This is a genomic window from Bradyrhizobium sp. Kon58, from assembly GCF_055807455.1.
This window is the reverse complement of the sequence record NZ_JBVVOT010000008.1, coordinates 91,260-104,278: the sequence shown is the minus strand read 5'-3', so window position 1 is coordinate 104,278 and position 13,019 is coordinate 91,260. Positions and strand designations below refer to the sequence as shown.

At 64.5% G+C, this 13,019-nt stretch carries 11 protein-coding genes; 3 read left to right on the top strand and 8 right to left on the bottom strand.

The genetic code is table 11. The features are described 5' to 3' along the window. Positions 1-3: 3 nt before the first annotated feature. Positions 4-972, bottom strand: coding sequence for a 4-hydroxy-3-methylbut-2-enyl diphosphate reductase (gene ispH / locus AC0L20_RS16405; RefSeq protein WP_473289717.1), 969 nt, complete (start codon positions 970-972; stop codon positions 4-6). 253 nt (positions 973-1,225) lie between these two features. Here ispH and AC0L20_RS16400 point away from each other — a divergent pair, with 253 nt between their 5' ends. After that, the gene (locus AC0L20_RS16400; RefSeq protein ID WP_007597507.1) at positions 1,226-1,921 is read left to right on the top strand and encodes a DUF1013 domain-containing protein; all 696 of its coding nucleotides are present in this window, start codon (positions 1,226-1,228) and stop codon (positions 1,919-1,921) included. 188 nt (positions 1,922-2,109) lie between these two features. Here AC0L20_RS16400 and AC0L20_RS16395 read toward each other — a convergent pair whose 3' ends face one another. The 4 genes from AC0L20_RS16395 to AC0L20_RS16380 form a co-directional block, all read right to left on the bottom strand. Then, positions 2,110-2,370 (bottom strand): hypothetical protein, encoded by a 261-nt coding sequence (locus AC0L20_RS16395; protein ID WP_007597509.1) that lies wholly within the window; start codon positions 2,368-2,370, stop codon positions 2,110-2,112. Positions 2,371-2,482: 112 nt separating this feature from the next. Continuing rightward, entirely contained in the window at positions 2,483-4,417 is a 1,935-nt protein-coding gene (locus tag AC0L20_RS16390) for a propionyl-CoA synthetase (protein ID WP_473289715.1), read from the bottom strand. A gap of 145 nt (positions 4,418-4,562) precedes the next feature. Next, a complete protein-coding gene (locus tag AC0L20_RS16385) occupies positions 4,563-5,948 on the bottom strand; it encodes a tetratricopeptide repeat protein (RefSeq protein ID WP_473289713.1) in 1,386 nt (461 codons plus the stop codon). Positions 5,949-6,094: 146 nt separating this feature from the next. Continuing rightward, on the bottom strand, positions 6,095-6,853 hold the full coding sequence (locus AC0L20_RS16380; protein WP_473289711.1) for a tetratricopeptide repeat protein: 759 nt from the start codon (positions 6,851-6,853) through the stop codon (positions 6,095-6,097). Positions 6,854-6,947: 94 nt separating this feature from the next. On the opposite strand from AC0L20_RS16380, the gene AC0L20_RS16375 reads away from it, so the two are divergent. Both AC0L20_RS16375 and AC0L20_RS16370 read left to right on the top strand, forming a co-directional pair. Next, entirely contained in the window at positions 6,948-8,525 is a 1,578-nt protein-coding gene (locus tag AC0L20_RS16375; protein WP_473289709.1) for a cation:proton antiporter, read from the top strand. 77 nt (positions 8,526-8,602) lie between these two features. Then, positions 8,603-9,373, top strand: a complete 771-nt coding sequence (locus AC0L20_RS16370) for a hypothetical protein (protein WP_473289707.1) — start codon at positions 8,603-8,605, stop codon at positions 9,371-9,373. 159 nt (positions 9,374-9,532) lie between these two features. On the opposite strand, the gene AC0L20_RS16365 is transcribed toward AC0L20_RS16370, so the two are convergent. From AC0L20_RS16365 to AC0L20_RS16355, 3 genes are all read right to left on the bottom strand, one after another. Next, positions 9,533-10,339, bottom strand: coding sequence for an SDR family NAD(P)-dependent oxidoreductase (locus AC0L20_RS16365; RefSeq protein ID WP_473289705.1), 807 nt, complete (start codon positions 10,337-10,339; stop codon positions 9,533-9,535). Between the two features lie 94 nt (positions 10,340-10,433). Next, on the bottom strand, positions 10,434-10,811 hold the full coding sequence (locus tag AC0L20_RS16360; protein WP_473289702.1) for a DUF1850 domain-containing protein: 378 nt from the start codon (positions 10,809-10,811) through the stop codon (positions 10,434-10,436). Further along, a complete protein-coding gene (locus AC0L20_RS16355; protein ID WP_473289700.1) occupies positions 10,808-12,919 on the bottom strand; it encodes a TRAP transporter permease in 2,112 nt (703 codons plus the stop codon). Before AC0L20_RS16355 ends, AC0L20_RS16360 begins: the two co-directional genes overlap by 4 nt. Positions 12,920-13,019 lie beyond the last annotated feature (100 nt).

Genomic DNA, 13,019 nt, shown 5'->3' with positions numbered 1-13,019 from the left:
GGTCTACTCGGCGGCGGCTTCGGGGCGCACCTGACGCGGCAGCGGGAAGAACTCGTTCTCTTCCGCCGCCGAGACCGTCTCCACATGCAACGTGAAGCGCTCGGCGAACGCGTCCATGATCTCCTCGACGATGACTTCCGGTGCCGAGGCGCCCGCGGTGATGCCGAGGCTGGTGATGTTCTCGAACCGCTTCCAGTCGATTTCGGTGGCGCGCTGCGCCAGCACGGCGATCGGGCAGCCCTCGCGCTCGGCGACCTCACGCAGGCGCTGCGAGTTCGACGAGTTCGGCGCACCGACCACGATCAGGGCATCGACCACCGGCGCCACCTTCTTCACCGCGAGCTGGCGGTTGGTGGTGGCGTAGCAGATGTCTTCCTTGTGCGGCCCGTTGATGTTCGGGAAGCGCTCCTTCAGCAGCGCCACGATCTCCGCGGTGTCGTCGATTGACAGCGTGGTCTGGGTCACGAAGGCGAGGTTGTTCGGGTCCTTCGGGGCGATGGTCTTCGCGTCCTCTGCGGTCTCGATCAGGGTCACGGCGCCGGACGGGAGCTGGCCGAGCGTGCCCACCACCTCCGGATGATGGGAATGGCCGATCAGGAATATCTCGCGGCCGCGCTTGAAATGGATCGCGGCCTCGCGGTGAACCTTGGTGACCAGGGGGCAGGTCGCATCCAGCGAGAACAAATTGCGGGACGTGGCGTCGGCGGGCACCGATTTCGGCACGCCATGGGCCGAGAACACCACCGGCGCGGTGGTGTTTTCCGGGATCTCGGCGAGTTCCTCGACGAAGATCGCGCCCTTCTTCTTTAACCCATCGACGACGTATTTATTGTGCACAATCTCATGGCGAACATAGACGGGGGCGCCGTATTTATCGAGCGCCCGTTCCACGGTGTCGATCGCCCGGACCACCCCGGCGCAGAAGCCACGGGGAGAACAAAGCACGATCTTGAGGTCTGGTTTGGCTGACATTGAGCGATCTCGGGACCGAATCACCTCGCCAAACGGGCGGGAAGCGGTCGATGAATGAATAGGGCTTGGGTACGGTCTTACAGGGACTTCAGAGGGAATTGGGCCCCCTTTCGGGCGCTGTCAAGGCACTATCTATAGCAGAACCATTGCGTGGCTACCCCCTCCGGGCTTATATAGCGCGAATTCCCAGTCATCGCTGATGACCACCGGTTTCGCCTCCAAAGGGGTGGGCGAAGCACAAAGGAGATTTGCCATGAGCAACGCACCTCTGATGCCCAAGGCGACCGCCGTCTGGCTGCTCGACAACACCGCGCTGACCTTCGATCAGGTCGCCGATTTCACCAAAATGCACCCCCTCGAGGTGCGCGCGATCGCCGATGGCGACGCCGCCCAGGGCATCAAGGGCATGGATCCCCTCTCCAACGGCCAGCTGACCCGCGAGGAGATCGAGAAGGGCGAGAACAACCCGGACTACCGGCTCCGTCTCCAGGAGAGCAAGGTCGTTCTGCCGCCGCAGCCCAAGCGCAAGGGCCCGCGCTACACCCCGGTCTCGCGCCGCCACGAGCGCCCGAGCGCCATCCTCTGGCTGCTCCGCAACCATCCCGAGCTCAAGGACGCCCAGATCATGCGCCTGGTCGGCACGACCAAGAGCACGATCGCCAGTGTCCGCGATCGCACCCACTGGAACACGTCCCAGCTGACGCCGATTGATCCCGTCACCCTCGGCCTCTGCTCGCAGATCGAGCTCGATTTCGAGGTCGCGCGCGCGGCCAAGGAAAAGCCGATCGACGCAGCCTATGGCGGCGCCACCCTGCTGCCGGCCTCCGAAACCACCAAGAAGGACGAGTACGAACCCGCGGAGAGGTCTAGCGACGATCTCAACGTCGATGCCGTGTTCGCCAAGCTGAAGACGCTCGGCGGCAAGAAGCAGGACCAGGAGGAGGAGTAATCCTTCGCCTTCAGTCGTCATCGAATGCAAGCGCGGCGGGGAAACCCGCCGCTTTTTTTTGGGTGACGCAAGAAGCTTCAGCAACCGCGTCATTGCGAGCGCAGCGAAAAGCAATCCAGATTGTCTCGACGGAGAGATCCTGGATTGCTTCGCTGCGCTCGCAATGACGGATAAGTGGAAAGCAGCCTCTACGGCCGGTCCGGATGGTTCAGCATGTATTCGCCGAGGTCGCGCTGGCGGCGGTCGGCGCGGGTGGTCGCAGCGCTGCGCTGGACGTCGCGGTCCTTGCGGCAGGCCACGTATTCGGGCGAGCCGGCCGCATAGCCGCGGCTCTGGCAGACCGCGTCGTCATCGTCGCCGCCCATTGCCACCGGCGTCTGGTAGCGCGCGGAGCAGGCGGAGAGAATGAGGCCCGCAAATGCAATCGCTAGAAACGGCTTCGAATTCATGGCAGGCCCTTCATGCTCATGGTGAGGAGCCCGCGCAGACGCGCGCCAGGCGCGCTCCTCAGGATGAGGATTGAGCGGAAAAATGCGGCCTATTCAAGCCCCATTGCAAACCTCACACCCGCCCCTTCAGCGCATCGCCGATCTCGTCCAGCACCTTGGGGTCCTCGATCGTCGCCGGCATGGTCCAGGCTTCACCATCCGCGATCTTCTTGATGGTGCCGCGCAAGATCTTTCCGGATCGCGTCTTGGGCAGGCGGCCGACGGTGATGGCGAGCTTGAACGCGGCAACGGGACCGAGCTTGTCGCGCACCAGCGCGATGATCTCCTTCTCGATCTCGGCGGGGGCCCGCTTCACACCCGCCTTGAGCACCAGGAAGCCGCAGGGGACCTCGCCCTTGATCGCGTCCTTGACGCCGAGCACGGCGCATTCGGCGACATCGGAATGCGAAGCCAGGATCTCCTCCATGCCGCCGGTGGAGAGCCGATGGCCGGCGACGTTGATGATGTCGTCGGTGCGGCCCATGACGAAGACATAGCCGTCTTCGTCCTTGTAGCCGGCATCCGACGTTTTGTAGTAGCCGGGGAATTCGGTGAGATAGGCTTCCTTGAAACGATCGTCCTGATTCCACAGCGTCGGCAGGCAGCCCGGCGGCATCGGAAGCTTGATGACGATCGAACCCATGGTGTTCGGGCCGACCGGCTTTGCCGCTTCGTCGACCACGTCGACCTGATAGCCCGGCATCGGCACCGTCGGCGACCCGTGCTTCACCGGCAGCTGGCCTAAGCCGACCGGATTGCCGGCGATGCACCAGCCGGTTTCGGTCTGCCACCAATGGTCAATGACAGGCACTTTCAATAGCTGCTCCGCCCATTCCACCGTCGGCGGATCAGCGCGCTCGCCGGCCAGGAACAGCGTACGGAAGGTCGAGAGGTCGTATTGCCGGATGAATTTTCCTTCCGGATCTTCTTTCCGGATCGCGCGGAACGCGGTCGGCGCAGTGAAGAAGGCGACAGCCTTGTGCTCGCTGATCACGCGCCAGAACGCGCCGGCATCGGGCGTGCCGACCGGCTTGCCCTCATACATGATCGAGGTCGCGCCGTGCAGCAGCGGGCCGTAGACGATGTAGCTGTGGCCGACCACCCAGCCGATGTCGGAGCCGCACCACCAGACCTCGCCCGGCTTGACGCCATACAGGTTGAACATGGACCATTTCACCGCGACGAGATGGCCGCCATTGTCGCGCACGACGCCCTTGGGAATGCCGGTCGTGCCTGACGTATAGAGGATGTAGAGCGGATCGGTAGCGGCGACGGGCACGCAAGGCGCCTGCTTGCCGTCGTTCATCGCCTTGCGGCGCAGGCCCGCCCAATCATAGTCGCGGCCGGGCGTCAGGGCGCAGACGAGCTGTGGACGTTGCAGCACGATGCAGGCCTTCGGCTTTGCGGCCGCAAGCCTGATCGCCTCGTCGAGCAGCGGCTTGTACTGCACGATCCGGCCGGGCTCGATGCCGCAGCTCGCCGACAGGATCAACTTTGGCTGCGCATCGTCGATGCGGGTGGCGAGCTCTTTCGCGGCAAAGCCGCCGAACACCACGGAGTGCACCGCGCCAATGCGCGCGCAGGCGAGCATCGCGACGACGGCCTCCGGGACCATCGGCATATAGAGGATGACGCGATCGCCCTTGGCGACACCAAAATCCTGCATGATGGCGGCGAGCGCCTGCACTTCCGCCAGCAGTTCGGCGTAGGTGAATTTGGTGACGCTATTTGCCAGCGGTGAATCATGGATCAGCGCGATCTGGTCGGCGCGGCCGCGTTCGACATGGCGGTCGAGCGCGTTGTAGCAGGTGTTGACGACGCCACCGCTGAACCAGCGGCCGTAGACCCCCTGCGAGGGATCGAAGATCTTTTTCGGTGGCTCGATCCAGTCGATCTCCTTGGCCGCCTCAGCCCAAAAGCCCTCAGGGTCGGCCAGCGAGCGCGCATAAGCCTCGTGATAGAGGCTCCTTCCGTCGACGTTTCCTTGGACGTTTCCTTGGACGTTCATTCCCGCGCTCCCGTTCGCTTTTATTCGCCTGGCCTTGACCTTGTGGCAGGACAAACGTCCCGCCATGACAGGGATCAAGTACCGGCCGTGTTTGAGGGGTATTTTCCCGGGAACGGGCCGCGGTTCAAGCTGAAAAGAACAACGCTCAGCTATCCATCGCATTCAGCCGCTGCAGCCGTTCCTGCATGACCTTCCTGAGATCATAGCCCGGGCGGCCGAAGCTGGTATTGCGGGTGGCGAGGAAGTCGCGTTGGGTGCGACGGAGGTCGCCGGCCGAGCGGGACCCGGCCGATTTCAGCACGCGCTCGTAGGTCTCGGCGATCTGGCGGTCGAGCACACCCAGCTGCGGATCGGCACAAATCACCTTCTCGACCTCGCGCTTCGCAGTGGCACAATCGAACGACGGGCCATTGCCGGAATTCGCAGCGAGCGGCCGCAGCGGCTCGCCGCCGAATTTCGCGATCTCCGCGATCATGGCGCGGCGTCCGGCGGTGGCGTTGTCATTGCCGGGATCGAGCCGCAGCGCGGTCTCATAGTCGGCCAGCGCCTTCTTGCGCTCGCCCATCTTTTTGTAGAGCACGGCGCGGTTGTTGTAGGTCTGCGCGAAATTCGGATCAAGCTTGAGCGCGGCCTCGTAATCGCTCAGCGCCGCGCCAAGCTCGCCCTTGAGGTGGTAGGAGTCGCCGCGGTTGGTGAAGAAGTTCGGTCGCGGCGCCAGCCGCAGCGCTTGGTCGTAATCGGTAATCGCCTTGTCGTACTCGCCCATCGCGGCCAGGGACAACCCGCGATTGTCGTAATATTCGGGCACCTTCGGATCGAGCCTGATCGCCTCGCCGTCGTCGGCAACCGACTTGTCGAGCTGGCCGAGCTTCTTGTAGGCGGCGCCACGATTGGTGTAGCTGCGCGGCCGGTTCGGATCGAGGCGCAACGCCTCGCTGAGATCGCGGATCGCCTTCTCGTTGTCGCCGCCGAGATAATAAGTCACGCCGCGGTCTGACCAGGCCTGTGCATTGTCAGGCTTCAGCTTGATCGCCTGGTCGTAATCGGCAAGCGCGCGGTCGAGCCGGCGCTGGTTGGTGTAGACGACGCCGCGCAGCTCGTGAGATTCCGAATCCTGCGGATCGAGCTCGATGGCCTTGCTGAGGTCCGCCGCGGCGCGGTTGAGATCGCCGCCGGCCTCGCGGAGGAGATCGCCGCGCAGGCGCCAGGCTTTTGCATTCTTGGCATCGAGCGCAATGGCGCGATCGATATCTCGCAGCGCCTGCGTGAGGCCGCCCGGGGTCCGCGCATTGGTGTCAGCGCGCACCAGCAATGCCGCGGCGCGATCGGAGGATGGATTTGAGGCCTGGTCAATGATGGCGCTGCAGGCCGGGATCAGCTCAGCCGGAGCGGCCTTGCTCCCCATCACGCAATCGACGCCGGCCGAGGCAGGGACGACGAGGACGACGCTCATTGCCGCGCTGAGCAGGAGCGAGCGAAACGAGATTTTTGCAAACGAGAGCATTTGCGCGGAAGGACGCGTGCCGCACATGGCATAGGGCTCCGGGACATCAGGCTTTCACCATTGTCGCGGCGGGGAAGCGATGGGTTCAAAATTGAGCCAGTCAGGGGCGCACCAGCGCCCTTCTCACGAGAAGTCGTCACGCCCGAGCTTGAGGTTGCGGAGGCCCTAAAGCTTCAATACCCGTCCACCCCGTTGAGCCGCTGCAGCCGCTCCTGCATTGCCTTCTTCAGATCGTACCCCGGCCGGCCGAACCCGGCGTTGCGGCGGGCGATGAAATCGTCCTGCTCGCGCTGAAGCGCCTTCGCTTCGCCTGCATTGCGGGCTTCGCGCAACACGCGCGCGTTGGCGGCAAAGACCTCACGGTCGAGATCAGCGAGCTCGCGGTTGGCGCAGATCGCCTTCTCGACGGGACGGCGCGCACCCTTGCAAATGAAGCTGGGCTTGCCCGCGACCGCCATCTGCGCGCCGATCCGCTCGATCTCGCGCGCCATCGCCTTGTGATTGGCCTTGGCCTTCTCGTGGTTCGGATCGATCTTCAATGCCGCGCCGAAATCCTGCACCGCCTTGGGCTTGTCACCCTTCCTCAGCCAGAGCTCGCCCCGCGCGTTGAAGATATCTGCGAGGCCGGAATCGAGCTCCAGGGCGCGGCTGTCGTCGGCGATCGCCCGGTCGACCTGATCATGCCGGGCAAACAGCGCGCCGCGCGCGATCAGCGCCTTGATCAGGTCGCCTTTCGCCGTCTTCTCGTTGTCGATCACGGCGGCGCAGGCCGTGACGGCCTTGTCGATGTCGTCGGCTGCCGCAGCCGCGAGGCACGGCGCGATGTCGACCTCCGGGACCGCGGCCGGTTCGCCGCCGGTCGCGGCATGAGCCACGACGAACGAGAGCGCGAAGAGCACCCCGGCGGCGGACCATTGAATGAGAAAACGCATGCTCGTCACAGTCGGAAAGTCGTGGGTCAATCTTGGGTTAAAGTCTTGCCTTGGGGCTGCACTATCCATCATACGGCCGGATTGGTGCTAGCTTGTGGCGCCGATCAAATCGGTTTCGGGGATCAACGTGTCGACATTCGAATGGATCATCGTGCTTCTGCTCGGCGCCGTTGGATTATCGGCGCTGGCGCGGCGGATCAAGGTCCCCTATCCGACCTTTCTCGCGATCGGGGGTGCACTGATCGCCTTTGTGCCGACGAGCCCGTCCTGGACGCTGGAGCCCGACCTGGCACTGGCTCTTTTTGTCGCACCGGTCCTGCTCGACGCCGCCTTCGACACCTCGCTGCGCGATCTCCGCAACAATTGGGTTCCGGTCTCCACTCTGGTCGTCGCCGCCGTCGGCCTGACCACGGCCGCTGTGGCGTACGTCGCGCACCGGCTGATGCCTGGCATGCCCTGGGCCGCCGCGGTTGCGCTCGGCGCCATCGTGGCCCCGCCGGACGCGGCCGCCGCGGTCGCGATCCTGAGCCAGGTGAAGCTGCCTCACCGCATGGTCAAGGTCCTTGAGGGCGAGAGCCTGCTCAACGACGCGACCGCGCTCCTGATCTATCGCATCGCGGTCGGAGCGATCGCCACCGAGCATCTGGCATGGAGCCAGGTCGCGCCAACCATGGCGCTGGCCCTGGTCGGCAGCGTCGTCGCGGGCCTGGTCGCAGGCCGCATCATTCCGCTGTTCATGGAACGCGTGAAGGAGGCCCCCAGCTCGATCATCATCCAATTCGCCACGACCTTCATGGTCTGGATTGCCGCCGAGCATCTCGGTCTCTCTGGCATCCTCACCATAGTAGTCTACGGCATCACCATCGCCCGCACGGCTGGGACACGCATGCCGGCGCGGCTGCGAGTACCTTCCTATGCGGTGTGGGAAACCATGGTGTTCGTGCTCAACGTGCTCGCCTTCATGCTGATCGGCATGCAGATGCGACCGATCTGGACGCGCCTCGATGCGGGTGTGCGCTGGGAATATTGCGTGGCGGCCGCCTGGATCCTGCTCACCGTGGTCCTGGTGCGGCTGGCCTGGATCACGTTCTACCGCACGACGCTACGCACGCTGGTGGCGCACGGCATCTATCACCCCAAGGATCCGAAGCAGGTGGCCTCCGCCAAGGGCGGCCTCATCATCTCCTGGTGCGGCATGCGCGGCCTCGTCACGCTCGCCACCGCCTTTGCCTTGCCAGAAAACTTTCCGCATCGTGACTTCATCGTCTTCTCGGCGTTTGCGGTCGTGCTCGGCACGCTGGTCGTTCAGGGGCTGACGCTGCGGCCGCTGATCCTGGCGTTCGGCCTCAAGGACGACGATCCCGTCGGCATCGAGGTCGCGCGCGCCCGCGCCGTCGCCTATCGCGCGGCGCTCGACGCGATCGAGGACGATCCGTCGGAGGAAGCGGAAATCCTGCGGCTCGAATATCGCGCCATCCTGATGCAGGCGGACGACGATCCCCATGGCGGCATCACCAACGGCGAACTGCCCGCCGACCCGCTGCGCCGCCGTGGCATCGCGGCCGCGCGAAAGTCGATCTTCGATCTCCGGGCCAGGGAAGTGATCGGCGACGATGCATTTCATCGGATCGAGGAAGAGCTCGATCGCGCGGAATTGAGCGCGGGGGGATAAATCCCCATCCCCGACAAGTGCCCTGCACAGGTGGCTAGGGGCTTGAACCAAACGCCGCCTCCCCAGACTCATCCCTCATGACGACCCTGATCGACGACCGTCGTGTGCGCGCGCGAGATGCGTCGCCCACACGATATTTCTATCTCCACATGGCACTGGCCTGCGCGGCCACCGCCTTTCTCGGCTTCGCACCGACCTATTTTGTGCCGCTCGCCAACCGGACACTGTCCGCAAGCCCCGTCATTCATTTCCACGGTCTGTTGTTCTTCACCTGGTCTCTCTATTTCGTGATCCAGACCTGGCTCGCCGCCTCAGGCCGCGTGGTCAATCACCGTGCGCTCGGCATCGCCGGCGTTTCGCTCGCGACCGCGATGACGATCTTCGGCTTCCTCGCCTCCGTCCATGTGATGCAGCATTCCGCGGCGCTCGGACAGAAAGAGGCCGGCATCGCCTTCGCGATCGTGCCGATGAGCGGGATCGCGTTCTTCGCTGGGATATTCGTGCTCGCGATCATGAACACGCGAAAGCCGGAGACTCACAAACGCCTGATGCTGCTCGCCGCGGTCTCCATCCTCGATGCCGCGATCGCGCGCTGGTTTCTCACCTTCCTCGCGCCTCCGGGACCGCCCGGGCCGCCGCCGGTGCCCGTCACCATCGCGCCGGCCGTGGTCGCCTCGCTGCTGCTCGTCGTCGCCATGGTACGCGACTGGCGCACCGAAGGCCGGGTCCACCCGGTCTACATCACCGGCACGCTCGCGATGCTGGCGGTGAAGATCTTGAACTGGCCGGTCAGCGAGACCGCGGCGTGGCATTCGTTTGCCGGCGGGATTCTGGCGCTGGCGCAATAATGTCGTCCTGGCGAAAGCCAGGACCCATTACCCCGAATGCGAATTGTTGAAGAAGCTGGAGCCGGCAGCCTTCGCCAAACCTCTCCCTGTGGTTATGGGTCCTGAATCAGCGCTCGCTACGCTCGCTTGTCCAGGACGACGGCGAATATGGAGCGGCGCCTACGCCCCCGCCTTGCACGTGATCCCGCCGTCCACCACGAGCTCGATCCCCGTCACATATTTCGCTTCGTCCGAGGCCAGGAACAGCGCTGCGTTGGCGACGTCGAAGGCGTCGCCCATGTGGCCCATCGGCACTTGCGCATCGCGCGCGCGCCACATCGCTTCGACGTCACCCTTGGCATAGCTGTTCGCAAGACCTGCGGAATGTTCCACCATCGGCGTCTTCATCAGGCCGGGCAGGATCGCGTTGACGCGGACATGGTGGCGCGCGAATTCGATCGCGGTGGAACGCGTCAACTGGTTCATCCCCGCTTTGCTGACGTTGTAGCTGACATACGAAATCCCGACATGGCGGATCGAGGCGATCGAGGAGATGTTGATGATGGAGCCGCCGCCCTGTTTCACCATCACCGGGATGACGTGCTTCATGGCGAGATAGGCACTCTTGAGGTTCACGGTGAAGACGCGGTCCCAGCTCTCCTCGGCCACGTCGACGACGCTGCCCATCTCGGCGATGCCGACATTGTTGTCGAGCACGTCGATGCGACCGTGCGCCCTGAGGCATGCCGCAACCATCGACTCGATCTCGGCAGGCCGCGAGACGTCGGCCGTGAACGCGCTCGCCTTGCCGCCTTCGTCCGTGATGATCTTCGCGGTCTCCTCGGCGGCCGCGCCGTTGCGATCGACGCAAAACACCTGCGCGCCCTCGCGCGCAAAGGTGACCGCGGTTGCCTTGCCGTTGCCCCAACCCGGTCCGATCGAGCCGGCGCCCACCACCATCGCAACCTTGCCCTTGAGCCGACCCATCGCGTGTCTCCCGTGTTGTTGTTCTTTGTAGCCCGGATGGAGCGCAGCGTAATCCGGGGCCACCGTTCCCGGATTACGCTTCGCTCCATCCGGGCTACGGATCGTTGCAGACCTTCATCGTGGTGACGTTAGCACCAATGGGATGACCGACAATCTCGGACAACGTCCGGCACTTGCCGTCATGGCATAGCCGCCATTCGCCAGCCGCGCCCGAATTGCCCAGCACCACCTCCGGCATCGGCGCGCGCGCGGGCCTCCATTGAAACCAGCCGTCGACGAGGCGCGCCTCGGGCGGCGGCTCCATGCCGGGGCCGGTGCCCTTGACGCGTGCCTGCACCAGTTCGAGCCCGGCGGGGGTGACGCGCCAATCTTCCTGCCAGTCGACCTTCGCGATCGAATGCGTCCACACCAGCGTGAACGCGGACAGCGCCAGCGCCTTCACGCCTGAGGCTGTGACGACGCAGAGGCTCACACCGCCTCGACCGGCGCCGGCGGACGCCGCCGCCACTGCCACAGCACGATGGCCGCGGCGAGCAGGAAGCCTGCGGTGTCGCTGAACGGGAAGTCGCCGAGCAGGCACAGCGCGGCGCCGAGCGCGACCAGACGTTCGAGGAACGTCAGCCGCGTGAACAAAAAGCCAATCGCGACCATGCCGAACAGCGCGATCGCCACCAAGGCCTTCAAGCTCGCCAGCGCCACTGCGCCGTAAAAGCCGAGTTTTGCCGCCATGGGATCGCCGGCCTGCAGCATCAGGGCCGGCGAATAGACGAAGATGAAAGGAATGACGTAGCCGGCGAGCGCGATGCGCATCGCCTCCCAGCCGATCTTGTCCGGATTCTCCTTCGCGATCGGTGCCGCCGCCAGCGCCGCCAGCGCCACCGGCGGCGAGAGGTCGGCCATGATGCCGTAATAGAACGCGAACATGTGGCTCGCGATCAGGGGCACGCCAAGTTTCGCCAGCGCGGGCGCCGCGAGCGCTGCCGTGATGATGTAGGTCGGGATGGTCGGGATGCCGGTGCCGAGCAGGATCGACAGCAGCATGGTCATGATCAGCGCCAGAAACAGGCTCTTCTCGCCGAGGCCGATCACCCAGCCGCCGAAGATGGTGCCGACGCCGGTCTGCGACATCATGCCGATGATGACGCCGACGATGGCGCAGGCCATGCCGACGGTGATGGCGGATTTCGCGCTTTCGGCCAGCGCATCGCGGCAGGCGCGCAAGGCGGAAAAGCCGCCACGCACGAACGCAGTGATCACGATCAATGCGACGACGACGCAGGCGACCGGCACGATCTGAAGGCCGTCGCGCGAGAGCGCGGCAACGACGAGCGCGAGCCCGATCCAGAAGATGTAGCGGATCGCCATCGAAGACGCGCCCGTCGTGATGGCAGTGCCAAGGATCAGCGCCACCGTCAGCGCAAGGCCCATGCTGCCGGCATAGAGCGGCGTAAAACCTTCGAACAGCATGTAGACGAGGGCTGCGAGCGGCAACACGAGATACCAGCGCGTCACCAGCGCCTTCCAGGCGCTTGGAATCTCGGAGCGCTTCATGCCCGTGAGGCCGTGCTTGCCGGCTTCCAGATGCACCATCCAGAAGGCGGAGGCGAAATAGAGCATCGCGGGAATTGCGGCCGCTTTCACGACCTCCGAGTACTGGACGCCGAGCGTCTCCGCCATGATGAAGGCAACCGCGCCCATCACCGGCGGCATGATCTGTCCGCCCATCGAGGCTGTCGCCTCGACGCCGGCCGCGAACGCGCGGCGATAGCCGAACCTGATCATCAGCGGAATCGTGAACTGGCCGACGGTGACGACATTGGCGACGCCGGAGCCCGAGATCGTGCCCATCATGCCCGAGGCGAATACCGCCACCTTGGCCGGGCCGCCGCGGGTCCTGCCGAATAATCCAAGAGAAACGTCGGTGAAGAGCTGGATCATGCCGGCGCGCTCCAGGAACGAGCCGAACAGGATGAACAGGAAGATGTAGGTCGCCGAGACGTAGATCGGCACGCCGTAAAAACCTTCGGTGCCGAACGACAGATGCGTGACGATCTGGTCGAAATCATAGCCGCGATGGTTGAGCGGCGACGGCAGATACTGGCCGAAGAACCAGTAGACGAGGCAGGCGCCGCACATCAGCGGGAGCGCCGCACCCATCAGTCGCCGCGTGCCCTCGAAGATCAGGATGGCGAGCAGCGTGCCGACCACGAGATCGAGGCGCGTCGGATCGCCGTCACGTGCGATCAGATCCGCATAGAAGATCCATTGATAGAGCCCGCACAGAAAGCCGGCGCCGCCGATCAGCCAGCCGATCGCGCGGCCGAAATCGCTTTTGGCAGTGAAGTTGCCGATCAGACCGAAGGTGAGGAGAATAAGGAAGCCGACATGGACGCCGCGCACCACTTGGCTCGGCAGATAGTTGAAGGCCGCGACATAAAGCTGGAAGGTCGCGAAGGCGATGCCGATCCAGTAGGCGAGCGTGCCCCACCAGCCCGGGCCAAAACCTTCCGGAAAACCGTGCTCGAAATTGTCGAACTCGACCTTGATGGGCGCTTCCGCGGTGCCCTCTGCCTGCAACATCGATATGTCCCCAACCGTCCAGCGCTTATAGCATTGGCCCCGCGTATTCAGACCGTCATGCCCGGGCTTGTCCCGGGCATCCACGATCTTTCCCGCCTGG

What these genes read in the sequence shown, in the direction of transcription:
- ispH (WP_473289717.1), bottom strand. Translation starts at nt 972, where the DNA reads ATGTCAGCCAAACCAGACCTCAAGATCGTGCTTTGTTCTCCCCGTGGC.
- AC0L20_RS16400 (WP_007597507.1), top strand. Translation starts at nt 1,226, where the DNA reads ATGAGCAACGCACCTCTGATGCCCAAGGCGACCGCCGTCTGGCTGCTC.
- AC0L20_RS16395 (WP_007597509.1), bottom strand. Translation starts at nt 2,370, where the DNA reads ATGAATTCGAAGCCGTTTCTAGCGATTGCATTTGCGGGCCTCATTCTC.
- AC0L20_RS16390 (WP_473289715.1), bottom strand. Translation starts at nt 4,417, where the DNA reads ATGAACGTCCAAGGAAACGTCCAAGGAAACGTCGACGGAAGGAGCCTC.
- AC0L20_RS16385 (WP_473289713.1), bottom strand. Translation starts at nt 5,948, where the DNA reads ATGTGCGGCACGCGTCCTTCCGCGCAAATGCTCTCGTTTGCAAAAATC.
- AC0L20_RS16380 (WP_473289711.1), bottom strand. Translation starts at nt 6,853, where the DNA reads ATGCGTTTTCTCATTCAATGGTCCGCCGCCGGGGTGCTCTTCGCGCTC.
- AC0L20_RS16370 (WP_473289707.1), top strand. Translation starts at nt 8,603, where the DNA reads ATGACGACCCTGATCGACGACCGTCGTGTGCGCGCGCGAGATGCGTCG.
- AC0L20_RS16365 (WP_473289705.1), bottom strand. Translation starts at nt 10,339, where the DNA reads ATGGGTCGGCTCAAGGGCAAGGTTGCGATGGTGGTGGGCGCCGGCTCG.
- AC0L20_RS16355 (WP_473289700.1), bottom strand. Translation starts at nt 12,919, where the DNA reads ATGTTGCAGGCAGAGGGCACCGCGGAAGCGCCCATCAAGGTCGAGTTC.